This is a genomic window from Bifidobacterium boum (genome assembly GCF_000741535.1).
Classification (GTDB): domain Bacteria; phylum Actinomycetota; class Actinomycetes; order Actinomycetales; family Bifidobacteriaceae; genus Bifidobacterium; species Bifidobacterium boum.
Window position 1 is genome coordinate 130,793 of sequence record NZ_JGYQ01000007.1, and the last position, 25,579, is coordinate 156,371.

A 25,579-nucleotide genomic window follows, 5' to 3' on the forward strand; every position below is an offset into this window, starting at 1 on the left:
TCTTGACAACCACGGGCATGTATCCCGTCGCCGTCCAAGCTTCCGGCACCTCCTACCCCATTGACATCTGGGGTCTGCTCATCGCGCTCACGATGGTCATCGTGGCTTCAGGCCTGTCATGGCTCATGCACCTGGGCATCGGCAAAACACTCCTGTGGTCGGCCTGCCGTGCGCTCGTCCAATTGTGCGCCATGGGATTCATCATGGGCTATGTCATCAAGTCCGGCAACCCGTGGCTCGTGCTCATCCTCATCACCGGCATGCTGGTGGCGGCCGTGCAAATCACCCTGTCACGCGCCAAAGGCGTACCGAAAGGCCTCGCAGGCCCGGTACTACTGTCCTTGGTCATCACCATGCTGCTCATGATCTCCATGGTCACCGAACTGGTCATCCGCCCCCACCCGTGGTACGCGCCGCAACTCGTGGTGCCGCTGACCGGCATGCTGCTGGGCAACACGGTCTCCGCACTGGCGGTAGGGTTGAGCCGCTTCTACGAAAGCATGAAAGAACGCCGCAACGAAGTGGACACGTTGCTCGCACTGGGCGCCACCCGTTGGGAGGCCGCACGGCCATCAATCATCTCCTCGATCCGTCTCGGCTTGCTGCCGACCACGGCATCACTCGCCTCCAGCGGTATCGTCACCATCCCAGGCATGATGGCCGGTCAGGTCATCGCCGGCGGCGACCCGTTCAACGCGGCGAAATACCAGTTCGTGATCCTCGCCTCCATCGCCGCGCTCACCCTGCTGGCAGACACTCTGATCATGGTGATGGTGTATCGCACGTGCTTCACCGCGGATGACCAGTATCGAGACAAGCCGGTTGTCGAACACCGCAAGCGCAACCGCTGACACAACACGCGCAGACCGGCAGACCGTTTGCACCACGGTTTGACAGCATGACAACAACGTGGGCCGCACCCTGGAAACAGGATGCGGCCCATATCATATGCGAATGCATCTCACGCCGAATCAGGCGATCATAGTACGTCCGGATCGTCCTTGGCGATTGTGCCGGTCGCCTTGCCGATGGCCTTGAGTCCGTGGTACATGACGAGCACCACAATCGTGCCGATGGCGATGCCGTTGAACTGCACGCCGCTGACCGCGAAGGTGAAGTCGGCGATGCCGATGATCATCGTGACGGCCGCGGTCATCACGTTGACCGGCTTGTCGAAGTTGACATGGTTGTCCACCCAGATGCGCACGCCGATCATGCCGATCATGCCGTACAGCAAAGTGGTCACACCGCCGAGCACGCCGGCGGGAATGGTGTTGATCACGGCACCGAACTTCGGGCACAAGCTCAAAATCAAGGCGAACGCCGCGGCACACCAGTAGGCGGCGGTCGAATACACCTTCGTGGAGGCCATGACGCCGATGTTCTCACCGTATGTGGTCGTACCGGAGCCGCCGCCGAAACCGGCGATTGCGGTGCCGATACCGTCGGCCATGAGCGCGGTGCCGATCTGGTTGTCATAGTCTCGACCAGTCATCTGGGCGACCGACTTGACGTGGCCCACGTTCTCGGCGACCAGCACGAGGACGACCGGAATGAACATCGCAAGAATCGAGAAATCAGCCTGTGGCAGATGGAACTGCGGCAAACCGACCCAAGCGGCGCTTTCCACCGCCTTGAAATCGACCTGACCGCGAGCGCACGCGTACGCGTAACCGACCAGCACGCCCAGCAGGATGTTCAGACGGCCGATCAGGCCGCGGAACAGCACGCCGATCAGCAGGACGGCGACCAGTGTCACCACTGCCGTATCCGGAGCCTTCTGGAAGTTCGTCCACACGGACGGGGCGAGGTTGAAGCCGATGATGGCCACGATCGCGCCGTTGACCACCGGGGGCATGATCTTGTCGATCCACTTGGCGCCCGCGAAATGGACGAGCACGCCCACCAAGGCGAGCAGCAGACCGGTGACCATGATGCCGAAGCTTGCGACCGCAATGCCCTTGTGGGCGGATGCGACCGCCGCGATCGGGGCGATGAAACCGAAGGAGCTGCCAAGGTAGCTCGGAAGCTTGTTCTTGTTGATCAACAGGAACAGCGCCGTCGACATGGCGGTGAAGAACAAGGTCGTCGACGGGTCAAAATGAGTGAGGATCGGAACCAGGAAAGTCGCCCCGAACATCGCGATGACATGCTGTGCACCGATGCCCGCCGTGCGCGGCCAGGACAGACGCTCGTCAGGTTCGACCACCTCCCCCGGCTTCAAGGTCTTGCCGTCACCATGCAGTTTCCACGTGAACAAGCCGCTACTCATCTACCGCTCCTTTTTCTTCTGATTTCGCCGGAGTGCACGATACGCGCCGGCGCCTTGCAACATGGTAGCGGTGTCAATGTCACAATCTTCGGCAACCTGTGTAAACCCGCGGATATTCAGGCGTGTCGCATCATGTGACGCCAAGTCGTCACAATGTGTAACGATCGTACGCTACTTGGCGAACTGGGTGAGGTGGGGGTCGACCGAATGCACGACATCAACCAGATCGCCATTCGACAGCAGCGGACGCTGAAACTCACGCCACGGTTCCACTTGGACCTCCCAACGGCCGGTCTCATGGTCGAGCACCGGGCGGGCGGTCTGCTCCCAGCGCAGCCGTTCCGTCGTACGGCCGGTATGGGGGTCACGACGGGAGTAATGCAGGCACGTGCAATTCGTGATCTTCCAATCATCGCTATCCGCACGACGCAGGAACTCCTCATCCGACAGGTCTTCAAGCGTGAGCATCATCGCCATCATGAAATCCCCATGCGTAACCGCGACCACCGACTCCGACTCGGCGCGGCGGTTCAGTGAGGTAAGCAGGTTATGCACACGATCCTCGGCGACATCGGCGATCGACTCACCTGCCGGCGGACGCCAATAGAGCGGATCGGTACGTTTGAACATCCAGTTGCGCTCATAATTCGTTTTGAACTCGTCCTGCGTGATGGTGTTGATCTCGCCCCACGAACGTTCACGAAGCACACGGGTTTCCTCCCACTTCGCTTTCGGCAAGGCCATCGTCGCGGCGGTTTCGCGGGCACGCACATACGGCGAAACCAGATAGCGGTCGAACAGTTGCTGCTGGGAGACCAACCAGCGTCCGATACAATCCGCCTGACGACGGCCGGTCGCCGTCAGGCGCCATGAACGATCCGGCACCGTCACGTTATCCTGCGTGTACAAGGAGGTGTCTCCCTGCTCCCCCGCCTCGATAATCACATTCGCTTCGGATTCGCCGTGCCGAATCACGTACAAATCAAGCGGCATCCCCATAAGCGCTCCTTTCTGTGAGCTGTCAGCCGTGTCCTGCTCCGACGCGGGACGATACTGACTACCACGCTACCGCAAGACGGGCGGCCGCGTCAGCCGACTTCGCGCGCAAAGCGCAAACGACACCGACAATTCACCGCTCGTCCATACAGGCGGACGAGTGAAACGACCGGCAAACGGTCAGACAAGGTCAGCCGATGTGTACGGGTGTGCCGTCAGGGACCTGATCGTACAACCATTTCGCGTCGGCAAGCGTCAGCCGCACACAACCATGCGACGCCGGATGTCCGAGCTTCACCGCCTCACTGACCACGTATGAGCCCGCATCCTGCTTGGTGGGTACCGTGTGGAACAGGTACACGTTGTTGCGGAATGACACCCAGTAGTCCGCGCCCCATCCGTCAGAGGGATTGTAGAAATGGTCACCTCGGCCGTTGATGGTGAAATCGCCGTGCGGAGTGCTGTCATGCAGCCCCGTACTGGCGATCATCGTGTAAATCGTCTTGTCATTGGACCGTACGTACACCCGTTGGGCGGACAAGTCAACTGTGATATTCAAGTTGCGGTAGTTCGCAAGCTTCGGCTGGACACCTCCGGATGGGGCACGCCAGTCAATAGTGGTGCCGTTGTTCTGGGCGTTCGTATGCGTCCCCGGCTCGGGATTGATTGCCGGAACCATGGAACGCCGCAATGCCGTACGGTCCTCGACCCCGGCGGCCGCGTGACGGACAACAGGCTCACGTGCCGTTTGGGATGTGACGGCAGCTTGACGGTCGGCATGGTTCTGCTGGGTGGCGAAGAATCCGAAAATCAGGATGATACAGATAATCGCTGCAAGCAGAATCTCGGCATTGTTGCGCAACGGATTGCGATCGGGAGATTGCCCGCCGGTAACAGCCGCCATACTTGTCTCCGTTCATCTGTCATACCGAACGCGGGCTTGAAACCGCCCGCGGCGCCCAGTGTCTCCGGGTGAATCCGCTCACATACCCGTTATAACGGTACGCACGTCAATACCGCGCGGACTGGAGCCATATTATGGTACTACGTGCCATAGGCGACATCACTGTGGCGGACGCCGCCGGCCATGCCGGCGACATCAGGGGACGGCAATGGCATCGCGCCCGGCCGAATGACGGTTCCGTATCAGCTCGTTGTGCGACGGCACCGTCACACAACGGACGGATAGCGGACACACGGACGGCACAGCAGCAGGATACCGGCCTGCGATGCGACGATACGGTCACACAACAGCGAGATAGAGCGACGCCCGTCCTCCTCCACCCACCAAACAGCGGATTCCAGTGAGCTTCGCAACACTGGTGAAGCGGACCCCATTCCCGCACCGATGACCCGATTCCCATGAACACCACAACCATGCTTGGCGCCATGCAAGCCGCACATACGACCCGTGCCAGTGCGTGCCGTAAAGTTGAGATATGACTTCGTCTATCAGATTGTCCCCAACCCGTTGGATCCGCCACCTGCGATACGAATGGAAGCATCGCGGACCGGTCATCACCAGCATTATCATCACAGTATGCGTGCTGATGTGGCTGGTGGAACAAATCGCCTATTACGCTGACAAGAACGCGTTCACCGGCATGGTGTACCGCATGGCGTTCATCCCGGCACTGACAGCATCACAACCGTGGACCTTCCTCACCTCCCTGTTCATGCACGCTCCCGGTATCGACGTTTGGCACATCCTGTGCAATATGATCACGCTATGGCTTGTCGCACCCTCATTGGAAAAGCTTCTGGGACACTGGCAGTTCCTGATGCTGTATCTGCTCAGCGGACTGGGAGGTGACGCAGGTACCATGGTCGCCGCCCGTATACTTGACGATCCGCAGTCATGGCTGCAATCCTCATTTGGTGCTTCCGGTGCGATTTTCGGTGTGCTTGGCGCACTGATGGTCACATCTTCGCGCACGCATCTTGACTTGCGGCAACTGATTGTGCTTACGGCCATCAATCTGGTTATGCCGCTCTTTGTTCCGGATATCGCTTGGCAGGCGCATATCGGCGGCCTGCTCACCGGCGCCGGCACGTCCAGTATGCTGGTCGGAACGACAGCAATCCGCCGCGTTCTGAATTATCGCAAGCGCACCATCATCACCATGATAATCATCTTCGTGGTTATTGCAGGCGTCGTACTGCTATCACAGAACACCAGTACGCTGGTCACGCGGCTTTCAGGCTCGCCGATCGTGTTGGACAGCTGAGTGCGGTTGCCGCCGCGTGGGCTGATTCTCGCACGGCGGCAACCGGCAGGTTCGGCTCGATACTGTCACGCTTTCACACGGCTCGGAAGAATGCGGTTCCATTGCGAATCCGGAAGGTGTCGGCGAATTGCGTCATTCGGCGTGGGACTTTTCGCAGTATTGGTGATATTGCGTGTAAACTCCCAAGGGCTTGATTTCGGGCATGTTGGTATTTCAACGTTTTCGTTGTCACATTACCGCCGCATCCCGTGTGCATGCATAAACTCCCGGGAGTTTGCCACTGTTTGTGTCGTCCCCGCTAAAAGTCCCGCATCCTGCGAAGTCCCGGGTCGAATACTGCCGGCGAGCGCCCTCGAAAGGGCACTCTAAACGCACTCATTCGATGGCGACAACCGCCCGGAGCGTGGCTGGAACGGCCTGTTTCCGTGCATTCAAAAACGGCGCGATTGCAACGTTTCGCAGTGTGGAATCGTTGGAATCGCGCCGTTTTGGCGGGGTGTGGGCGGTTACTTGGATACGTTGAACTTGAATTCGACGATGTCGCCGTCCTGCATCACGTAGTCGCGGCCTTCGAGGCGAAGCTTGCCTTCCTCCTTGATGGTGTTCATCGAGCCGTTGGCGGCGACGAAGTCATCGTAGGAGACGATTTCGGCTTTAATGAAGCCACGCTCGAAATCGGTGTGGATTACGCCGGCGGCCTGCGGGGCGGTCCAGCCCTTGTGGATCTGCCAGGCGTGCACCTCCTTCTCGCCTGCGGTGAGGAAGGTCTGCAAACCGAGGATGTCGAATCCGACGCGGGCAAGCTGGTCGAGCCCGGATTCCTTGAGTCCGGCGTCCTCGAGCATTTCACGCGCGTCTGCCTCGTCAAGTTCGGTCAGGTCGGCTTCGAACTGGGCGTTGAGGAAAATCGCTTTCGCAGGGGCCACCAGGTCAGTGAGCTTCTTGCGCAGCTGCTCGTTGCCCAGTTCGGCGTCGTCCACGTTGAACACGTAGATGAACGGCTTGGCGGTCAACAAGTGCAGGTCGTAAATGTCGTCCTTGTTGATTTTGCCGGCCTGCGCCGCATGGTCGATGGTTTCACCGGCTTCGAGGATCTTCTTTGCGGCGTTCACGGCGTTGACGTATTCCGGCGTGACCTTCTTGCCGCGCAGCTCCTTCTCCAGTTTGGGCAGCGCGTTTTCGATGGTTTGCAGGTCGGCGAGGATCAGTTCGGTGTTGATGGTGTCGATATCGTCGGCGGGATCGACTTTGCCGTTGACGTGCACGATGTCATCGTCTTCGAACGCGCGGACGACCTCGCAGATCGCGTCGGCTTCACGGATGTTGGCGAGGAACTTGTTGCCCAGGCCTTCACCTTCCGAAGCGCCCTTGACGATACCGGCGATATCGACGAAGGTGACGGTTGCGGGCACGATTTTCTCGGTGTGCACGAGCTTGGCGAGCACCGGCAGTCGGTCATCCGGCAGGGGCACGATGCCGGTGTTCGGCTCGATGGTGGCGAACGGGTAGTTTTCCGCCAGCACATTGTTGCGGGTGAGCGCGTTGAACATGGTGGACTTGCCGACATTCGGCAGGCCGACGATTCCGATAGTTAAAGACATGCTTTCCAGTGTAGAGGCATGATGGACGTAGCGCACGTGCCGGCACGTCACCACGCCGGCCGGTTCGCACTACGCTGTCAGCCGGCCGGCGTGATTGACCCTGCAGTATTGCACGACAGCCGGTATCAGCCTTCGACGGCTTGTACGGCGGAAATCACGTCACCGCGGAACCCGTGCTGCTCCAACGCGACCACACCACGGATTGTCGCGCCGCCCGGAGAGCAGACCGCATCCTTCATGGCCGCAGGCAGGCGGCCGTCGCTGACTTGCAGGGCGCCCGTGCCTTCGACCATTTTCGCGGCGAGCCGGTATGCGCTGGCCCGCTTGAGCCCGTATTGCACGCCGGCGTCGGCGAGTGCCTCGATGTACATGGCGGTGAATGCGGGGGCGCAACTGGAGATGGTGCCGGCTTGGGACATGTGCGCGGTGTCGACGGTTTCGAGCATGCTGACCGGTTCAAGGAGCGCACGGACCAGTCCCGCCTGATAATCGGTGAGATTATGTTTGTCTTCGATGACGCTGACGCCTTGGCCTACGGCGATTGGCGTGTTGGGGATGATGGAGATGTGCGGGGTGTGATTTTCGAGCACGCTTTCAAGCCGGTCGAAGGTCCACCCCCAGGCGACGCATACGACAATGCTGTTGGCGAGCTCATGCAGGATCGGCGTGACGACCTGTTCGATCAGGTTCGGTTTGACGGCGAGGATGACGATATCGCTTGCTGCGGCGACTTCGGTGGCGCTGCGCATGGGGCGTACGCCGAGTGGTGCGGCGGTGTCTACGAGCTTGTCGTAGTGTCCTGCGCAGGCGAGCATCTGCGAGCCTTCGAGAACGCCGGCGTCCACGAAGCCTTGTGCCATCGCTTGTGCCATCGCACCGTAGCCGATGAATCCTACGGTGATGTCGCTCAATTGTTGGGTCATGGTGTTCCTTTCCTGGGTTGTCGCCGGCGCTGTACCGGCCACGATATGCGTTCAGGTTTCAGCTGCGACGGCAGCGGACGGCTTACCGCACGTCGGCGAGGTCTCCTCGCCCCAAGGCCTCTTGGTATTCGCGGGCGAAGACGCTGGGGTCGGTGCGCAATCCGTCATGCTCGTATTCGTTGGTCGCCCAGTAGTGGCTGTTGCCTACGCGGGACAGGGTATCAAGCTGGAGTGTCGAATCGACGTACATGTCGTCCACATAGACGGTCGCCTGCAGCGGCACCTCGTTGCGTGCGAGCTGGTCGGCGTCGTAGATCTTGCCGAAATGGGTGTCCTGCATGAGGATGTCCATGGCGGCGGCGAAGGGGCGCAACGCTTGCTCCTGCTGGAACATCCACGGGAAGATCGCCTCCCCGGTGAACAGCAACGGCCGTGCGGACATGGAGAATTGTGGTCGGGCGTCGCAGGCGCGTTGGGCGGCCCAGTTGATGGGATGATCAAGCTCGCCGTCCGCATAGATGAACTCCTGGAGCGGCCAGTACAGGGGGCGGGACGCGGTCGTATCCATCACGTGGGTGAGGAATTCGTCGGACAGCGGGGACGCGGTATCCGCGGAACCATCGCCGTCGACAAAGGCCTCGTCGAACAGCCAGTGAATCTGTTCGAAACTCGGCTTCATGCCGAAGCCGCCGCCCAGCGTCTGCAACCGTTCGACGGTGAGCGGGTCGCCGTTGGGCAGCGCTACTCCCCCTTGTGCAACCCGATCGGCCACGGCGGCGACACGCTCACGGTCCTGCGGGTAACACGCGTAATACTGCATGGTTTTGGATTCCATGCGCGGGAAGGTGTGCGCGTACACGTCATCCGCATCGGCGGGCACGTGCGGGATACCTCCATTGGTGAAGCATGCGGCCAGACCCTGTGGGAACAGGGACAGGTAGCTCAAGGTCAGGAACCCGCCGTAGCTTTGCCCGAGCGTCACCCACGTGCGGCCGCCGAACACGGTCAGCCGCAGATGCTCGAAGTCCCGGATGATCGAATCGGCGAGGAAACGCTTGAGATACGCCGCCTGCGCCTGCGCGTCCCCGATGCGGGACATGACGTGCGAATCGACACGCGAGGAACGCCCAGTACCGCGCTGGTCGGGCAGTACGACCCGGAAATGCCTCAACGCTTCGGCAAGCCACGCGTCCCCGCCGCCATCGGCCATCGGGCGCGGCCCGGCACCGCCCGGCCCGCCTTGCAGGAACAGCAGCAGCGGCAGGTCCTCATGCTCGCGTCCCGCCTCGCACACCACCCGATAGAACAGCCGGATCGTCTCCCCCGACACTGATGCGCCAGGTGTGTTCCCCCGCCAATCCAACGGGACATCGATCGCATGATCCTCAACATACCGCCCCGGAACGTAATACTGCGCCAACGCCGTCACCATGTGCCTCCCGAAAGTGAACCCGAACACGAATCGCTACGCCCACCATAGCCCCACCCCGGCCTTTCATCCTTACGCATGATGGCAATCATGCCCGCCAAACGCTAGGGTAAACAGCATGAATTGGATGACACGGATGACCGCATGGGCGAAAAGCCACGTCTTGGCAGTAGACACGGCGTGCACCCTACTGATCGGCGTGATCCTCCTCCTCATCACGACAAACACCGGGTCCATCCCCGGCGTGTTCTTCTCATGCCCGCCCGCAGTCCGCGTGTTCTGGCAGATCGCCATGCTGATCCCCATGGCCTTACGCCGGTGGAAACCGGAACCAAGCGCATGGGCGATCACGGCGATCACCACCGGACAGCTCATCCTCGGCCCCGCCCTCGTTCCCGCCGACCTGTTCGCGTTGACGGTCCTGTACGCCGTCATTGTGTACGGCAACCCGAAACGCAGCCGCCTGTTCGCATGCCTCGCACTCGCCCTCGGCATCATGGCTTCGCTCGCGCTCGCCGCGTCCAGCAGCCTCGGCCCGGTGTTCGGTTTCGCGTTGTCACCATACCGGGTCTCACTGTGTCAGGGCAACGACCCTCACACGTGTTCGCAGAATTTCCTGGCATCATTCGCGGGCAGTCTTATCATCACCATCCTGTGCATCATCACCGTGATATTCTTCGCCTACTGGCAGCGTGCCCGCAACACGACCATCACGGCGCTCAGGGAACGCAATACGGCGTTGCAGGCCGGGGAGGAGGAACGCCGCCGTATCGCTGCCCTTGCGGAGCGCGCACGAATCGCCCGCGATATGCATGATATCGTCGCGCATACGCTGTCCATCATCATCGTGCAATCCGACGGCGGCAGGTATGCCGGGGCTTCGAATCCGGATATCGCCAAACACACCATGCATACCATCAAGCAGGAATCCGAGCGGGCGATGCAAGATATGCGGCATCTGCTGGGCGTGTTCGGCGAACCTGACCATGCGGATTACCGGCAGGTTTCCACGCTGATTGACGAGGCGCGCCATACAGGCGGTGATATCCGGCTTGCGTACCGGGTTCATGGACAGCCACATCCGGCATGGTTGAGTGAAACCGCCAGTACGGCGATGTACCGGATGGTGCAGGAGGCGCTGAGCAATATTCGCAAATACGCTGGCCCGGATGTCCACGTGAATATCGATGAGATATGGGACATGCAGAAGCTGACCGTCAGTGTCACCGATGACGGCCGTGGCGCGAGCGCCGCCATTGACGGGCACAAGCCGGGATACGGTTTGCAAGGCATGCGTGAACGCATCGCGATGGCGTCCGGGAGTGTGCAGGCAGGCCCGCGACTCAGTGGCGGGTTCGAAGTCACAGCGAGCGTACCATACCGTGATGTACCGGGATACGGCGGCCCCGGGGCGCTCGCCGCACGCGCTGCCGCCGTAGCGACACCGACGGCACGCCCCGCCAACCGCGCTGCTGTCATACATGACAGTGATACGGTTGATGGTGGATCGCACCACGAACGCCATCAGGTCACCCGACCGCCGTCGGCCGCCCCGACACGGGATCGCAAAGCCGCCCGACCGGCAGCCGCATCCTGGATATCCCGGGCGTGGCGACACTATGTAAGCAACCGGCAGGCGACGCCCGTCATGTCCGACGGCACGCGACACGGGGCGAACACCGTTGAACGCATGTCCGGATGGTGGGAGCATCATTACCTGTTCTCCGACATCCTGTCCGGCATACTGATCGCCATCATGTTCAGCTACTCGGGGGTGAACGTGGGCAACAACCTGCAATTCGTGCTTGCCGGGCGCCAAACGGATGCGATCGACCAAACCGTCATATGGATAGTGACCATCATGGTCATGCTGCCATGGATGTTCAGACGCCGGTTCCCCCGTGCCAGCGCCGCCGTCGCGGTCATCTTCGCCCTGATCCAAATCATGGTCATGCCATGCATTCTGTTCGTCAATATCATGACGCTGGGCGTGCTCTCCGCCGTCATACTCTACGGAAACGAACGCACCGTCAGAGGCGCGATCGCCGCCGCCGGTCTCACCACCTGCGCTTGTGCAGCATCGGTTCTGGCTGGGACCATGGGGTACCGCTGCCTGCTGGCGATGCTCGCCGACATTCCCCGACTGGCAAGAACGAACGGCACCATGCTGGTCGAAACCGCTTTGGCATTCGTGGTCATTGCCGCCCTCTGCCTGATCACCATCGTGTCAGCATTGTGGAAACGTTCCAGCGGCAATGATGCGCTCGTCCAGCAGGCCCGGGAACAAGCGTTACGCGAAGAAGCGCATCGCCAGCAGACTCTCGCCGCGAACGTGGAACGCGACCGGATCAGCGCGAATATCCAAAGCGAAGTCACGCAGACACTGCAATCCGTCATCGCCCGCACCGATGCCGGTCTGGCTATGTTCGAGCAGGCGGAGCGGGAAGGCAGCGAACCTGACGCTGATGCGGTACGCAACGCGTTCAAACAGATCGGCGAACAGGGTCGTGAGGCGTTGGCTCGGATGCGTGAGCTACTCGGCGTGCTGCGCAAAACCGGGTTCAGCGATGAAGATCACGATCGTTCGGAGGATATCGCCCCGCTCGCCCCGGTTACCCCGGGGGCCGTATCCGATGCGCTATCTGCCGCCGAAACTGCCGCCACCGGCACCACCGCCGCCACCGCCGAATCCGCCGGATGATCCAGAGCCTGAGGAGCTGAGCGTGGTCTCAACCGCACTCTGGACCTCAACGAACCCGTCATTGAGCTGCGCACCCAGATCCGCGAAAGACGACGGCTCGAATGCCGCGACACCGGACCCGCCGCCTGCTGCAATGCCGGCGATGACGGTGTTGGGCAGCATCGTCGGACGGTACATCCAGTACAGCAAGGTGCCGTCCGCGTGGTCGTCAAGCCATTGCGGGTCGGACAGTTCGGGAACCGCATGGGCAAGTTGGTCCATCACCCGTTCGGACAGGCCGAGCGCCGCGGCATACACCAGGTAGCTGTCCCACAATGCGAGATCGGGCGTCCCACGATCAGTAAAATCGCTGAAATCATTGAGATAGCGCTTGAAAGCGTCCAACTGTGAAGCCAGCTTGCTGCCACGCTCATTCAAACCGGAGAACCGCATCAGGCCCATGCATAGACCCACGCACAACGCGACCGGAAGAATCGTCACCGCCTGCAAGAACAGGTTGTCCGCAAGCAACGCGCAACCGGCCACCAAGTAGATGAACGCGGCGATACTGACGATGATGCTCCCCCGGCCTGCGGGCACGGTGAGGTTCAGCTTCGAGAATTCCTCCTCAAGCAACGCCACCATGGTCCGCTGTTCTTTCGCGCCGTGTTCCCAATCCTTCATCAAGGAACGCATCTGCCGCATGTCGAATACCCGGGTCTTGCCGCGCTCCCCTACTGTTTCAAGGAAATCCAGCAGGTCGTCCTCGCTGTCGCACAGGCGTAGCGCCGCGCGGCCGCCGGGTTCATCGCAGCCAGGTTCGATGACGATGGTCACGTCATCGGGTTTGACGGCGACGGTCGTACGTCCGCCGGACCGGTCCACGCTGTATTCGACAGCCGGAGACTGCCCGACGCCCGACAGTACGGCGGCGCGATCCGCTCCGGACACATCGATGCCATCATACGATTCGGCGGCTCCCGGGAGGATTCTGATGGCATGCTTGGAGGCGAGCGACAGCATGGTGGCGCTCAGCGCACGCGCATTCGTTTGCGAAGAGGTGCAATGCTCGATCAGCGCGTTGAGCCGTGCGGCATTGTTCGGCGTCAGGTCGGGCGGTTCGCGGCGGTATGCGGTGTCCTTGGGGAACGACGTCTTGCACATGTTGCCGCGCAGACAGGCAAGCATGGCCACGCACAGGATGATGCCGATAGTTGCGATAATGCAGGCACGCATGACGAGTTCCCGGCGTTGGGCGTCACGGTGTCGCGCCCAGCTGTCTGCCTTGGCCTGTTCCGAGACAATCAGGCCCTCCCGGTGTTCACCACCTGGCTCATGGCGGGAGACATCGTTCATCTGGGCGGCATCGACCATGGCGACCACGTCGAGATACATGCCGGACTTCACGTTTTTCGCACTGAAATGCACCGTGCCGTCCTTGTCACGCGTGATCTGCGAGTCCGCACCCTCGAAGTGCAGCCAAGTCGCTGAATTCTTCGTCGTGACGCCATCGGGGAAAGTCACCGTCCCCGTGACTTCACCGATCGGGACGGTGTTTCTGGTACCAATCGGCTCCCACTGGAATGCGGCGACATCGTCATAGGCGGTGCAGACCCCTTCGAAGGTCATGGTGATGTCGAAACCCATGCTGTCTGCGTTCTCGGTCACGGGGATATTCCATCCGATCTCGATGGTGGGATATCGGTCCGAATAGCCGCCCGAGGCGTCCGGCTTGTCACGCTCCGGGTCATACGTCTGCGTACCGATTCCGGCCCGTTTGATGTACCAGTGTCCCGCATACGTGGAGTCCCACAGTGGCGTGGACTGGCCGCTGGGCACGATCGGGTCGGCTTGGGTGTAGGTCCTGCCGGTCGTGGTGTCCTTGACGCTCACCCCGGTGATGGCGGTGAGCTGGTCAGGATCAAGACGATACTGCTGGTACAGTTGCCGCCAAGGCTTGTTTCGTTTCTTCAGCGTCACATCGATATGCTCGCGGATTGTCAGATCGCCGTTGCGCTGGACTTCCACCTGATAGTCGACGCTCCGATACGCCATGTCCGCGGAAGGGTGCATTTCGGCGTAGGTCCTGACGATAACGAAGGTGCAGGCGAGCACCACAGCGATCGCAATACCGACCGCCCTTTTCCATGCCCCGGCTGTATACTTCACCGCTCACCACTCCTTGTGGCCTCTCCTCGCGCTTTCTCCAAGCGACCTCTCCCGCCGCGTCGGGCAACGCCGTCGGGGCTTATGCCCGGGCACGCAGTCCGTCATCAAGACGCTGCACACAGCCGCCATGGCAGGCCTCTCATGAGTACCAGTATTCCAACAGTCGAGTACATCGGGGGTCGCCACTGCCGTCGATGTCCGTCCCGCGAACGCATATACGCACGATATGGGACTACATCTGGCGAGCGACCCCGTCACCGGATACAGTGGAGATCATGAATCAACAGCAGCATATCCGTGTAATCATCGCGGACGATCAGGAGCTCGTGCGCGTCGGGTTCGCCATGGTTATCGGCTCCCAAGCGGACATGGAGGTGGTCGGACAGGCCGGCGACGGCGACCAGGCTGTCGAGCTCGTGCAAGAGCTGCATCCTGATGTCGTGCTCATGGACGTACGCATGCCCAGCATGGACGGGATTGAGGCGACCCGGCTCATCACCGGTATGGAATCCAGTTCACCCCGAACTGATGACGACGGTACCGGGCATGTCACCCGTGTCATCATCCTCACCACTTTCGATCTGGACGAATATGTGATGTCCGCCATCAATGCGGGCGCATCGGGCTTCCTGCTCAAGGACACTGAGCCGGAAACGCTGCTGGCCTCCATCCGTACCGTGTATCAGGGCAACGCGATCATCGCCCCGTCCGCAACCAAGCGGCTTATCGAGAATATGGTCGAAGGCAAGCTCGCCCCCACCGAGCAACCCGAGGTTTCCGACGGCACCGGAACGCAGTACACCGATCCGGAACTCGCCGAATTGACCGAACGCGAGCGTGAGGTGCTCATTGAAATCGCGCACGGGCTGAGCAATCAGGAAATCGCCGACAAACTGTTCATCAGCCTGCCGACCGTGAAAACACATGTGGCGCATATCCTCGCGAAAATCAATGCGCGCGACCGGGTGCAGGCCGTCGTGTTCGCTTACGAGAACGGACTGGTCCGCCCGTAGACTCGACACGCCGAACCGTACGCCAGTATGCAGATGCGCTGTGGCCCGCCACTGCTCAAAGTAATGGCGGGCCACAGCGCATCTATCGGCGGTATCTGCAATCCGCGTCCCACCGGTCATCACCGGCCGGCGGGACGTCTGGATCACGCTTCGGCGAGCGCTTCAACCGGCGGGGTCTTGACCGCGCGTCGTGCCGGGAAGACGCTGGCGAGCAGGGCTGCCAGTGCGGCGACGACCAGCACACCGATGTTCAGCTGCCAGTTGGCGACCAGCGCGACTTTGCCAAACGTGCTGAACACCATGTAGGAGCCGACCCAGCCGAAGGCGATGCCCAGAATCTCGCCTACGATGCCGGCGACCAGTGAGATGACCAGCGATTCGACGGCCAGCGACCATCGCAGCTGGCCACGGGTCATACCGATGGCTCGCAAGGTCGCGGATTCGCGGGTGCGTTCGATAACCGACAGGCTCAACGTGTTGGCCACGCCGATCAGCGCGATCAGCACGGCGACCGCAAGCAGCGCGACCAGAAGCGTGAGCATTGTGTCGACGATCTGGTTCCACCGGACGCGTTCGGCGATAGGACCGGACAATGAGGCGCCAGCGCTTGTGCCGATGATGGTCTGCGCGTTGGTGAGGATGTCCACGGCGGAAGCCTTCGACGTGTCGACCGCGGCGAGGATGATATGCCCGTCCGCCTGCACTTGCTTGGTCTGGAAATAGGATTCGTTGACGAACAAGGTGACGATGACATTCGGATCGACATTGCGGTAATCCCTCTGGGTGACGATGTAGGTCAGCGTGTTGGCATCGGATGCGCCATCGCTGCCGTCATCGTGTGAAGCGCTGAAGCTCACTTCGTCGTTCTTGAACGAGAAGACCTTGCCGGTGAACGACGAGTATGTGGGAGCCAAGGCCTTGCCTTCGTCAAGACTGACCCCGCTGAGATTCGCGTGCAGCACCTTGGACAGCGTGGCGGTGTCGGGCACGCCGATCAGGGTGGCGCTGCGCTCTTCGCCGTCGATGATGACGCTGCCGCGGGCGATGGGCGCGTACAGTGTCGTTGTCACGCCGTCGATCTTGCCGATCTTGTCGGCGACGGACTGGCTCAGTGTGCTGCCCTTGGCGATCATATCGACGCTGTAGTGCGTGTCGAGCGTGTTGTTCATCGTCTGTTTGGCGCAGGCGGCACCGGTCCCGATGCATGAGACGAGTGTCACGCCGATCAGCAGGGCGACACCGGTGGATGCGACACGCCTCGGGTTCTTTTGGATATTGGCATGCGCGATTTTCGCGGCAGGACCGAACAGTGCGGCGAACGCGCCGCCGAGACGCATAAGCAGCGGCATCCAGAAGGCCGCGGTGACCACCAGACCGATAAAGATCAGGGCGCAGCCTGCGATGGCGGACAGCAGCATCGTCGGATAATCGTCGCTCAGATTCGAGGAGGACATGGACGAGCGGAGCGTCATCACCGCGCCGACGGTCAACACCGCACCGAGGATGATCAGCAGGAAGCCGATGACGCCCCGGACGATGCCGGCACGCTTGTTGTCGCTGATATCGATGGGGCGCAACGCCTCCAATGGGGTGACTCGCGTGGCGGAACGCGCGGACCCGATCGAGGCGAGCACGGTCATGATGACACCGAACGCGAGCGGAATCACGAAGACCTGCCATGTGAATACCAGTCCGCCGGTCATGCCCAGGCTCTTGAGCGCGTGGCTGTGGACGACGATCGCCATGATCGCGGAGCCGAACGCGATGCCCAGTACCGAAGCAATCACGCCGAGGATGCCCGCCTCGCCGATGACGGAACGGTACAACTGACCTTTTTGCGCGCCGATCGTGCGCAGCAACGCCAAGGTGCGGCGGCGTTGGGCGACCAGCACTTGGAAGGTGTTGGCGATGACGAGCGCCGCCACGAGCATCGCGAGGATGCCGAAGCACATGAGGAACACCGTGACGGCGTTGGTACCGGATTGGCTGAGCGCCTTGAGCGCCTCATCCCCCGCTTTCTGCCGGGTTTCGATGCTGTAGCCGTTCGGCAGTTCCTTCTTGATCGATGCGACGGCGGTATCGGCTTTGGTTTCGTCGATGTCCAGGGTCATGCCGGTGAACATGAGGTCGGATTCGCTGTCCGCCCCCTCAAGGTTCGCCAAGGTTTGCATGCTGATGACAGCGGCACCGCCATAGGCGCCGAATGCGCCATTGGCGTCTTCGGTGAAGCCGCTGACCGTCAACTCGACGGAATCGCTGCCTCTCATGCCGGAACCGTAGTTCGCGGCGAGGGTCACCTTGTCGCCGATGTTCACCGACAGCTGGTCGGCGAGCTTGGCCGGCAGTGCGATTTGCTTATCCCCCGTCGGCTGATGGCCTTTGACCATGGTGACCGGCAATAGGCGGTCATCGCTCGACGCGTTGATGGCGAGCAGCGTGGCGCTGTTGTCTCCCGTTGATGCGTTGACCGGAATGCTCTGCTGGATGTACGTGGATTTCACACCGTCGGTGGAAGTGATCTGTTTGGTGTTCACCTCACCGATGGTGGGCGGTATCGAGCCTGATCCACTCATCTTGGACGTGCTTTGGATGATGTAATTCGCTTGCGCATACTGGGCGGTCAGCTGGGTGCGCAGCGAATCGTTGAGCGTGTTGCCGAACAGGAAGGTGCAGGCGATGAACGCCGTACCGATCAGGATGGCGATTCCCGCAGGAATCAGCATCTTCATGTTCTTTTTCATCATTTTGATCGTAATCGACCACATGGGAGTGTCCTTGCTTGTCTCGTAATACTCGTTCAGCGGTTGAGACCGTCATCCATGACGGCGGCAGGCGGCTGGGACACGCCTTCAGCCAGGTTGAGCGTGGCGCGTCGGCGCTCCTGCATGAGCAGCTCGCTCATCTGGTCGGCGCTCGGATGATCGACATCGGCGACGATCTGACCGTCGGCGAACACGATGGCACGGTCCGCGTAGGAAGCAGCGACCGCATCATGCGTGACCATGATGATGGTCTGTCCCAGCTCCTTGACCGAACGTTTGAGGAAGCTCAGCACTTCCGCGCTGGAAACCGAGTCGAGATTACCGGTCGGTTCATCCGCGAACACGACCGACGGCTTGCTGATGAGAGCTCGTGCGATGGCGACTCGCTGCTGCTGGCCGCCGGACAGTTCGTTCGGACGGTGGCCGAGACGTTCACGCAATCCCAGGGTGTCCACCAGCATGTCGAACCACTTGCGGTCAGGCTTCTGTCCGGCAAGGGTCAACGGCATCAGGATGTTCTGCTCGGCGGTGAACATCGGCAGCAGGTTGAAACTTTGGAAGATGAAGCCGATCTTGTGACGGCGCAACAGGGTCAGCTGCTTGTCATTCATCGTAGTGATATCGGCGCCGTCGAGCAGGATATGGCCGCTGGTCGCCGAATCAAGGCCTGCCAGGGTGTGCATGAGCGTGGATTTGCCGGATCCGGACGGTCCCATGATCGCGGTGAACTTGCCTCGTTCGAACGTGACATTCACGTTGCGCAACGCGTGGACCGCGTTCTCGCCGGCACCATACACCTTGACCAGGTCGACCGCTTCGACAGCAATAGGATTCGGGGTTGCCATGGCTCTTCCCTCCATTCATTCGTCCGGAACCTTTCCTGGACGGTATGGTTCCAATGTACCGAAACGAGGCGGGAACGCCCATCATGCGCGGGATGGAAAACGCGCATCATACGGCATCATCCCCAAGGATGAGGCGGAAACGGGTGTATGGGTGGAATCCCTGAGCGACGAGGGTGCCCCCCGACCGGCAGGCGTAGCGCCTGTTCAGCACTCAGGACAGCATCATGATGACCACCGCGATCGCGGTGAGCGCAACCGTGACCGCCAGTATCCCCCAGTCGGCGGGCCGCATTGCCAGCCGCACCCGGTAGGAGCGTTTGACACCCGGCAGTCCCAGGCCACGCGATTCCATCGCCCAGCCGACGCTGCGGCTCATCCGGAACGCGCGGATCAGCACGGCGACAATCACCGGAACCCACGCGCGCGCCCGCGCCAGCATCAGCGTGAACGGGTTGCGGATGCCCCGCATCCGCGCGCCTTCACCGGACAAGTCCAAACCGCGGGCGCGTTGTGCGTCACGCACTTGGGTGACGATCCGCGCGAATACCGGAATGTAACGTAATGCAGTCGCCAACGTCAAACCGGCACTGTACGGCATGCCTACGGCGACCGCCCCACGGATGAGTTTCGCTTGGCTTGTGGTGAACAGGGTGAGGAAGCATGCGAAACCGAGCGCGGGAATACGCAAGCCCATCACCGCTGCCATCACCAGGTTCTCCCGGGTCAACCGCAACCAACCCCAATCGGCGATGACATGGGTGCCGGACCGGTCGAATATCGGCCACAACACCACGATGAGCGCGATGATGACGGCGAGAATGCGCCACACCCACACGATGTTCTTCCAGGGAATATGGTCGGTAAGCAGCATGATATGTTCAAGCGCCAGCACGCCAAGGATGAACGGCCAGCTTCGCCACACCAGGCACAGGACCAGCAAGGCGAGCGACATCAGGAATTTGACGCGTGGATCGGTGCGGTGCAGCCAGCCGTCGCCGGGTACATACAGGTCAGCGTCCATCAATCCGCCTCCCCGTCAGTCCTGCCGGATGCCACGGATCATCTGCGGCAAGCGCCAAACGTCCGCAAGCACGCAACCGGCCATCATCCAAGGTGATGAGCATGGTGCACCGTTCACGGACCACACGCATATCATGGCTGATCATCACCATGGTGGCGCCTTGCCGGTTGCGTTCCGACACGGCATCCAACATCATGCCGGACAGGCGACGGTCAAGCCCGGCGGTCGGCTCGTCAAGCACCACAATCGGCGTGTCCATGACCAGCACGGATGCGAACGCGACCAGTCGACGCTGCCCATACCCTAAGGTGGCCGGCGACTGGTCGGCGACATCCTCAAGGCCGAACCGGGTCAGTATCCGGTCTACACGCCGGTCGATCTCGTCGCGCGGCACTCCCAGGCACGCAGGACCGAATGCGATTTCATCGCGTGTGGTGGAACAGAAAATCTGATGGTCGGGATTCTGGAACGCAACCCCGACATGGGCGGCCATTTCGCCGACACGATGACGGGACACGTCAAGACCGTCAACCGTGACCGTTCCCGAAGTGGGGTGCAACATCCCGTTGAGATGACGGGCGAGCGTGGTTTTGCCCGAACCGTTGCGCCCGATAAGACCGACGAATTCGCCACGTGGAATAGTGAAGCTGACATCATCGAGCGCCGCGGAATCATTACCGCCTTGAGCATACCGGTAGGTGACCGATTGGAAGCGTATGGCCGGCGCGCTCCCATCGTCGTCTTGATGCACCGGCATCGGGGAGGTTCCCGGCGTCGGAGGTTCGGCTCCCGGCAGTGCGACACCGAGTTCGATCAACCGGTCACGATGGACGGTAAACAATGATGCGTCACTTTGCATGATGATGCTGCCATGGTCAAGCACCATGATGTGGTCGGCGTATCGTGCCAGATCGTCAGTATCCTGTTCGGCCATGATGATGGTCATCTTGCGCTGTGCCCGCAGTTTCTCCACGACGGCGCACACGTCCTGCTTGCCTTCAGGGTCGAGCGCCGCGGTCGGTTCGTCAAGCACAAGTACCTGCGGGCGGGCGGCGAGCGCGGCCGCAATGGCTACTCGCTGCATTTGTCCGCCGGACAAGCTGGTCGGCACGCGATGACGGTACCCGTCCATGCCGACCAGATGCAGCAGGGTATCAATCCGTTGGTCTATGAGGTCGGGATCGACACCGCGGCTTTCCATCGGAAACGCGAGTTCATCCTCCACGCTGGCGCAGAACAATTGGGATTCCGGATCCTGTTGGACGTATCCGACCGCGCTGGAGAGTTGTGCGACAGTGCATTCGGCGGTGTCGTATCCGGCGACGGTCATGCCGCCGCGCATCACCCCGTCTTCAGGGTTGGGGATGATGCCGGCGAACGCCATGCACAGCGTGGATTTGCCTGCCCCCGTAGGGCCGATGATGCCAGTGAAGGATCCGGATTGGATGGCGAAATCCAAGCCGTTCAGCGCTTGGATCGGTTCACCGGTATCGGTTTGCGGCGTGTACCACCAGCTGAGATGGTGCGCCGTGATGATGGGGGCGTCGCTCATATGGGTACCGTTATTCAGTGGCCGGCGCCTGCAGGGGTGTCCGGTTTGGCTGTTGCGGTTTCATCGGAAACGCCGGTCTGCTGGTTGGAAGCGGCGGCATCATCCTCAGGAATCGTGACCGTAGGCTGCACGCCCAGATTGCCCATGCGTACGAGCGGCGGATAGGCTTTGCGGACGGCGGCGAACAGTGCGTATGCGATGACCAGGCCGACTGCCATCTGTCCGGCGTTGCCGGCCACCTCGCCCAAGGCTGGCCCCCAGCCGGAGAGGATGCCGCCGGCAATGAAATAGCCGAATACTTTCCACACGCCGGCGATAACGGAGCCGGCAATCATATTGGCCGGGCGGAACTTGCGCACAATCAGCCCGACGAGCACCGCTTGCAGACCGTCAATGATGAACGTGAATACCGCCCACTGCGGGTAGCCGGACAGCAGGTCGGACAATGCCGGTCCGAGCCCGCCAATCACACCGCCGACCCACGGGCCGAACGCGTAGGCGGAAAAGAAGATCATCGCGTCGGACAGGTTGAGATACCCACGTGTCGGTGTCGGTAGTTTCACCAGCATGGTCATCACCGTGGTCAGGGCGGTCATGATGGCGATCAGCGGAATCATGCTTGCTTTGAATGTGGTTTTGGATTGTGCAGCCATGTGTTCCCTCTCTTCAATACCATAGGCGTGTGATACGCCACTATGCCGGCGCATCACACGCATATCTTACGTAAGCTGACCGCTGGTACGTCTGTTCGCGTCCATATCGTGTGGACGTGCGCGTGGCTCAGCTGTTGACTGTCAGCTTGTAGTAATCGGGCAGCCCCATGTAGTTGAAGGACAGTGACCCGACCTGCTTGCCGGCTGCCGCCGTGACATTCGTGTACCACAGCGGGATCACGGGAAGGTCTTGGAACAGCTGTTCTTCGGCCTTGTGGTAGTAGCTGATCGCCCCGTCAAGGGTGGTTTGGCGTGCCGCCTGGTCGATGAGCGCGTCGAATGCGGCGCTCTTGTAGTCGCCGTTGTTCAGGCCCTTGCCGTCCGCGGACGCGGAATCGTAGGCTTGTACCAGGTAGCCTTCCGGATGCGGGTAGTCCGATTGCAAGCCTTGGATGAATGCGGCGCCGACGGTCCTGTTGTGGATGGCCGTGCTCAGTTCCTTGGAGGTTGAGAAGATCAGCGGTTGCGCGTCGATGCCGAGCGCGTTCCTGATGGAGTTGCAGATCGCATCGATCCACGGCTTGTTGCCGCTGTCGGTGCTGTAGGCGAGTCGGAAGGTCCCTTCCCACGGGCTGATGGCGTCGGCCTGTTTCCACAGTTTCTTGGCTTGCTGCGCATCATAGTCGAGCACTGAGGCCCCGGAGAGGATTTGACTGTATCCGGCGATGGTCGGAGCGGTGAAGTCGGTCGCCTTGGTGGCGGTACCGTACAGGACCTTCTTGATAATGGATTCGCGGTCGACGGCGTGGGCGATGGCCGCCCGCCGCAACGCGCCCTCCTTGCCGGAGAAATGCGCCATGCTCTGGGGTATCGTGAAGGATTTGAAGCCGGGTCCGGGCTTGCTTACGGTTTGCAACTGTTCTTGGCTGTAGGTTTTCAGCGCGCTTGACGGAATCGAATCCAACACGTCGAGATTGCCGGCCAGCAGGTCGGAGTATGCGGCATCGAGACTGGTGTATAACTCGTAGGTCACACCCCCGTTCTTCGCTTTGCGCGGCCCGGTGTACTTGGGGTTGGGTACGAGTTTGATTTCCTTGTCGTGCGACCAGGAGGCGAGCTTGTACGGCCCGTTGCCGACCGGGTGCTCGCCGAACGCGTCGATGTTCCTGTACGCGCTTTGCGGCAGCGGCAGGAACGCGACGTCGCCGACCTTATACGGGAACGAGGAGTCCGGGGCGGCGAGTGTCACTTCAAGCGTGGTGTCGTTGACGGCCTTGAGCCCCGATAATTGGGCGTTCTTGTCGCCGCTTTCGTCTTGCAGCGCATCATAGCCCTTGATGGTGGAGAAGATGGCGGCACCGAGCTGTCCGTTGGCTGCGTTCGCCGCAAACGACCATGATTTCGCGTACGTGGAGGCGGTGATCTTCTCTCCGTCTGAAAAATGCAAGCCGGATCGTAATGTGATGGTGTATCGGGAAGCATCGGCGTTCGGCGTGATGGATGTGGCGTCCGCATAGATGAGTTTCCCCGCGGCATCGAAGGTGACCAGGCCTTCATACAGTTGCGTGACGACCTTCCAGCCGGCAAGGTCGTCGGTATTGCTGGGGATCAGCCCTGCAGCGGGCTCGACATTGTTGACGGTGACGATGCTTTTCGCCGGCGCGGAAGCGGATGCGTCGGAGGATGTGCCGCCGGAGCAGCCTGATACGAGCATTGAGGATGCGGCAAGCACCGCTACGGCGGCCCTTGTAATCAAACGATGCATAGTCTTCTTCATGTGTCGGTTCCTTCTCTGGGGAAATGCCCGCACCATAGGTGCCGCGACCATAGCGTTCTATCAGACTACACTCCAAGGTATCGAGGACATTGCGCCGAGAACGCAATTGCGATGGCATGCCTGTAGCCGCTTCCAAGCGCCGCTCCAGACAAGACAGCGCGGGTGCGGTGACGTCGTATCACCGCACCCGCGCAACCAATCGCATGCTGATTATGCCCTACCGGTCATGTACTACTTGGCGAGGCCGGATTCGCGCAGCGCTTTGAAGCCGCCTTCGAGATCCTCGATGATGTCATCGATGTTCTCCAAGCCGATGGACAGACGAATCGTGCCCTGATGGATGCCCTGATCCTCAAGCTCCTCCGGGGACTCCTGGGAGTGCGTGGTGGATGCCGGGTGCACGACGAGGGACTTGGCGTCGCCGACGTTCGCCAGCAGCGAGAACAGGTGCAGGTTGTTGATGAACACGCGTGCCGCGTCCTTACCACCCTTGATGTCGAAGGTGAAGATGGAGCCGCCGCCGTTCGGGAAGTACTTGGCGTACAGGTCGTGGTCGGCGCGTCCCGGCACGGCCGGGTGGCTTACGGACTCGACTTCCGGCACGGTCTGCAGGTACTCGACGACCTTCAAGGCGTTCTGCACGTGGCGTTCGACACGCAGGGAAAGCGTCTCGGTGCCCTGCAGCAGCAGGAATGCCGCGAACGGGGAGAGCGTGGCGCCGGTATCGCGCAGCAGGATGGCGCGGGCGCGGGTCACGAAGGCCACGGGGCCGAGGGCCTCATAGAAGTTGAGGTTGTGGTAGGAAGGATCCGGCTCCGTCAAGGTCGGGAACTTGCCAGGCACCGCAGCCCAGTTGAACTTGCCGCCCTCGACGATCACACCGCCGAGCGTGGTGCCGTGGCCGCCGATGAACTTGGTGGCGGACTCCACCACGATGTCGGCGCCATGCTCGAGCGGGCGGAACAGGTACGGGGTTGCGAAGGTGTTGTCGACGACGAGCGGCAGGTTGTGCTTGTGGGCGATGTCGGCGATGGCTTCGATGTCAGCCAGGTCGGCGTTCGGGTTGCCGAAGGTCTCGATGTAGACGAGCTTCGTGTTGTTCTGGATGGCGTCCTCGAAGTTCTTCGGATCGCTCGGCTCGACGAAGGTGGTGTTCACGCCGTCACGCGGCAGCGTGTGGCGCAGCAGATTGAAGGTGCCGCCGTAAATGTGCTTGGAGGCCACGATATGGTCGCCGGTCTGCGTGATGTTGCGCACCGCGTATTCCACGGCGGCGGCGCCCGAGGCGACGGCGAGGCCGGCGGTGCCGCCTTCGAGCGCGGCGATACGATCCTCGAACACGCCCTCGGTGGTGTTGGTCAAGCGGCCGTAGATGTTGCCCGGATCCTGAAGGCCGAAACGGGCCTCGGCATGATCGAAGTCATGGAAAACGTAGCTGGTGGTCGCGTAAATCGGGACCGCACGGGAATCGGTCGCGGGATCCGCCTGTTCCTGGCCAACGTGCAGCTGCAGGGTTTCGAAACGGTAGTGGTTGTTCTTTTCAGCCATAATGGTGCTCCTTGGATTGATGGTGTGATGGCCTATCCGTCTTGCCCTCACGTTCCTGTTGTGCAACCGGCTCGTTGAGGTGTTGATTGAGAGATTAGGACACCCGGACA

At 61.1% G+C, this 25,579-nt stretch carries 18 protein-coding genes; 4 read left to right on the forward strand and 14 right to left on the reverse strand.

Features of this window, described 5'->3' with window-relative positions:
• Positions 1 to 17: 17 nt before the first annotated feature.
• Positions 18 to 851, forward strand: a complete 834-nt coding sequence (locus BBOU_RS02070; RefSeq protein ID WP_026502551.1) for an ABC transporter permease — start codon at positions 18 to 20, stop codon at positions 849 to 851.
• Positions 852 to 979: 128 nt separating this feature from the next.
• Here BBOU_RS02070 and BBOU_RS02075 read toward each other — a convergent pair whose 3' ends face one another.
• The 3 genes from BBOU_RS02075 to BBOU_RS02085 all read right to left on the reverse strand — a co-directional run bounded on the left by BBOU_RS02075 (position 980) and on the right by BBOU_RS02085 (position 4,172).
• Positions 980 to 2,272 (reverse strand): uracil-xanthine permease family protein, encoded by a 1,293-nt coding sequence (locus BBOU_RS02075; protein WP_026502552.1) that lies wholly within the window; start codon positions 2,270 to 2,272, stop codon positions 980 to 982.
• 171 nt (positions 2,273 to 2,443) lie between these two features.
• Positions 2,444 to 3,271 carry a histidine phosphatase family protein gene (locus BBOU_RS02080; protein ID WP_026502553.1) on the reverse strand — a complete coding sequence of 276 codons (828 nt, stop codon included), beginning with the start codon at positions 3,269 to 3,271 and terminating at the stop codon, positions 2,444 to 2,446.
• Positions 3,272 to 3,458: 187 nt separating this feature from the next.
• Positions 3,459 to 4,172 carry a L,D-transpeptidase gene (locus BBOU_RS02085; protein WP_051616640.1) on the reverse strand — a complete coding sequence of 238 codons (714 nt, stop codon included), beginning with the start codon at positions 4,170 to 4,172 and terminating at the stop codon, positions 3,459 to 3,461.
• A 535-nt stretch (positions 4,173 to 4,707) separates the two neighbouring features.
• Between BBOU_RS02085 and BBOU_RS02090 the strand changes: the two genes are divergently transcribed.
• On the forward strand, positions 4,708 to 5,496 hold the full coding sequence (locus tag BBOU_RS02090; RefSeq protein WP_051616641.1) for a rhomboid family intramembrane serine protease: 789 nt from the start codon (positions 4,708 to 4,710) through the stop codon (positions 5,494 to 5,496).
• A 506-nt stretch (positions 5,497 to 6,002) separates the two neighbouring features.
• Here BBOU_RS02090 and ychF read toward each other — a convergent pair.
• The 3 genes from ychF to BBOU_RS02105 all read right to left on the reverse strand — a co-directional run bounded on the left by ychF (position 6,003) and on the right by BBOU_RS02105 (position 9,449).
• On the reverse strand, positions 6,003 to 7,097 hold the full coding sequence (ychF, locus tag BBOU_RS02095) for a redox-regulated ATPase YchF (RefSeq protein ID WP_026502554.1): 1,095 nt from the start codon (positions 7,095 to 7,097) through the stop codon (positions 6,003 to 6,005).
• Between the two features lie 125 nt (positions 7,098 to 7,222).
• Entirely contained in the window at positions 7,223 to 8,020 is a 798-nt protein-coding gene (proC, locus tag BBOU_RS02100; protein WP_026502555.1) for a pyrroline-5-carboxylate reductase, read from the reverse strand.
• An 82-nt stretch (positions 8,021 to 8,102) separates the two neighbouring features.
• Positions 8,103 to 9,449: an alpha/beta fold hydrolase gene (locus BBOU_RS02105; RefSeq protein ID WP_026502556.1), complete on the reverse strand. Its 1,347-nt coding sequence runs from the start codon at positions 9,447 to 9,449 to the stop codon at positions 8,103 to 8,105.
• A gap of 118 nt (positions 9,450 to 9,567) precedes the next feature.
• Between BBOU_RS02105 and BBOU_RS02110 the strand changes: the two genes are divergently transcribed.
• A complete protein-coding gene (locus tag BBOU_RS02110; protein WP_081815469.1) occupies positions 9,568 to 12,150 on the forward strand; it encodes a sensor histidine kinase in 2,583 nt (860 codons plus the stop codon).
• Here the strand turns inward: BBOU_RS02110 and BBOU_RS02115 are convergent.
• Positions 12,088 to 14,298: a DUF2207 domain-containing protein gene (locus tag BBOU_RS02115; RefSeq protein ID WP_051616643.1), complete on the reverse strand. Its 2,211-nt coding sequence runs from the start codon at positions 14,296 to 14,298 to the stop codon at positions 12,088 to 12,090. The two genes, BBOU_RS02110 and BBOU_RS02115, sit on opposite strands and share 63 nt — an antisense overlap.
• 275 nt (positions 14,299 to 14,573) lie before the next feature.
• Between BBOU_RS02115 and BBOU_RS02120 the strand changes: the two genes are divergently transcribed.
• Positions 14,574 to 15,311 carry a response regulator gene (locus BBOU_RS02120; protein ID WP_026502557.1) on the forward strand — a complete coding sequence of 246 codons (738 nt, stop codon included), beginning with the start codon at positions 14,574 to 14,576 and terminating at the stop codon, positions 15,309 to 15,311.
• Positions 15,312 to 15,454: 143 nt separating this feature from the next.
• Here the strand turns inward: BBOU_RS02120 and BBOU_RS02125 are convergent, their stop codons facing one another.
• From BBOU_RS02125 to BBOU_RS02155, 7 genes are all read right to left on the reverse strand, one after another.
• The gene (locus BBOU_RS02125; protein ID WP_026502558.1) at positions 15,455 to 18,076 is read right to left on the reverse strand and encodes an ABC transporter permease; all 2,622 of its coding nucleotides are present in this window, start codon (positions 18,074 to 18,076) and stop codon (positions 15,455 to 15,457) included.
• 32 nt (positions 18,077 to 18,108) lie between these two features.
• Positions 18,109 to 18,918: an ABC transporter ATP-binding protein gene (locus tag BBOU_RS02130; RefSeq protein WP_026502559.1), complete on the reverse strand. Its 810-nt coding sequence runs from the start codon at positions 18,916 to 18,918 to the stop codon at positions 18,109 to 18,111.
• A 211-nt stretch (positions 18,919 to 19,129) separates the two neighbouring features.
• Positions 19,130 to 19,939, reverse strand: a complete 810-nt coding sequence (locus tag BBOU_RS02135; protein WP_026502560.1) for an energy-coupling factor transporter transmembrane component T family protein — start codon at positions 19,937 to 19,939, stop codon at positions 19,130 to 19,132.
• Positions 19,929 to 21,491: an ABC transporter ATP-binding protein gene (locus BBOU_RS02140; RefSeq protein ID WP_193352435.1), complete on the reverse strand. Its 1,563-nt coding sequence runs from the start codon at positions 21,489 to 21,491 to the stop codon at positions 19,929 to 19,931. Before BBOU_RS02140 ends, BBOU_RS02135 begins: the two co-directional genes overlap by 11 nt.
• A gap of 14 nt (positions 21,492 to 21,505) precedes the next feature.
• Positions 21,506 to 22,144 (reverse strand): ECF transporter S component, encoded by a 639-nt coding sequence (locus tag BBOU_RS02145; RefSeq protein ID WP_235341045.1) that lies wholly within the window; start codon positions 22,142 to 22,144, stop codon positions 21,506 to 21,508.
• Positions 22,145 to 22,271: 127 nt separating this feature from the next.
• A complete protein-coding gene (locus BBOU_RS02150; protein ID WP_026502561.1) occupies positions 22,272 to 23,921 on the reverse strand; it encodes a peptide ABC transporter substrate-binding protein in 1,650 nt (549 codons plus the stop codon).
• A gap of 231 nt (positions 23,922 to 24,152) precedes the next feature.
• Positions 24,153 to 25,469 carry an O-acetylhomoserine aminocarboxypropyltransferase/cysteine synthase family protein gene (locus BBOU_RS02155; protein ID WP_026502562.1) on the reverse strand — a complete coding sequence of 439 codons (1,317 nt, stop codon included), beginning with the start codon at positions 25,467 to 25,469 and terminating at the stop codon, positions 24,153 to 24,155.
• Positions 25,470 to 25,579: the final 110 nt, after the last annotated feature.

Bases quoted from the DNA above. Each gene is read 5' to 3' on its own strand.
- BBOU_RS02140 (WP_193352435.1), bottom strand. From the start codon at position 21,491: ATGAGCGACGCCCCCATCATCACGGCGCACCATCTCAGCTGGTGGTAC.
- BBOU_RS02145 (WP_235341045.1), bottom strand. From the start codon at position 22,144: ATGGCTGCACAATCCAAAACCACATTCAAAGCAAGCATGATTCCGCTG.
- BBOU_RS02125 (WP_026502558.1), bottom strand. From the start codon at position 18,076: ATGTGGTCGATTACGATCAAAATGATGAAAAAGAACATGAAGATGCTG.
- BBOU_RS02130 (WP_026502559.1), bottom strand. From the start codon at position 18,918: ATGGCAACCCCGAATCCTATTGCTGTCGAAGCGGTCGACCTGGTCAAG.
- BBOU_RS02135 (WP_026502560.1), bottom strand. From the start codon at position 19,939: ATGGACGCTGACCTGTATGTACCCGGCGACGGCTGGCTGCACCGCACC.
- BBOU_RS02110 (WP_081815469.1), top strand. From the start codon at position 9,568: ATGAATTGGATGACACGGATGACCGCATGGGCGAAAAGCCACGTCTTG.
- BBOU_RS02085 (WP_051616640.1), bottom strand. From the start codon at position 4,172: ATGGCGGCTGTTACCGGCGGGCAATCTCCCGATCGCAATCCGTTGCGC.
- proC (WP_026502555.1), bottom strand. From the start codon at position 8,020: ATGACCCAACAATTGAGCGACATCACCGTAGGATTCATCGGCTACGGT.
- BBOU_RS02150 (WP_026502561.1), bottom strand. From the start codon at position 23,921: ATGAAGAAGACTATGCATCGTTTGATTACAAGGGCCGCCGTAGCGGTG.
- BBOU_RS02155 (WP_026502562.1), bottom strand. From the start codon at position 25,469: ATGGCTGAAAAGAACAACCACTACCGTTTCGAAACCCTGCAGCTGCAC.
- BBOU_RS02120 (WP_026502557.1), top strand. From the start codon at position 14,574: ATGAATCAACAGCAGCATATCCGTGTAATCATCGCGGACGATCAGGAG.
- BBOU_RS02075 (WP_026502552.1), bottom strand. From the start codon at position 2,272: ATGAGTAGCGGCTTGTTCACGTGGAAACTGCATGGTGACGGCAAGACC.
- BBOU_RS02090 (WP_051616641.1), top strand. From the start codon at position 4,708: ATGACTTCGTCTATCAGATTGTCCCCAACCCGTTGGATCCGCCACCTG.
- ychF (WP_026502554.1), bottom strand. From the start codon at position 7,097: ATGTCTTTAACTATCGGAATCGTCGGCCTGCCGAATGTCGGCAAGTCC.
- BBOU_RS02080 (WP_026502553.1), bottom strand. From the start codon at position 3,271: ATGGGGATGCCGCTTGATTTGTACGTGATTCGGCACGGCGAATCCGAA.
- BBOU_RS02070 (WP_026502551.1), top strand. From the start codon at position 18: ATGTATCCCGTCGCCGTCCAAGCTTCCGGCACCTCCTACCCCATTGAC.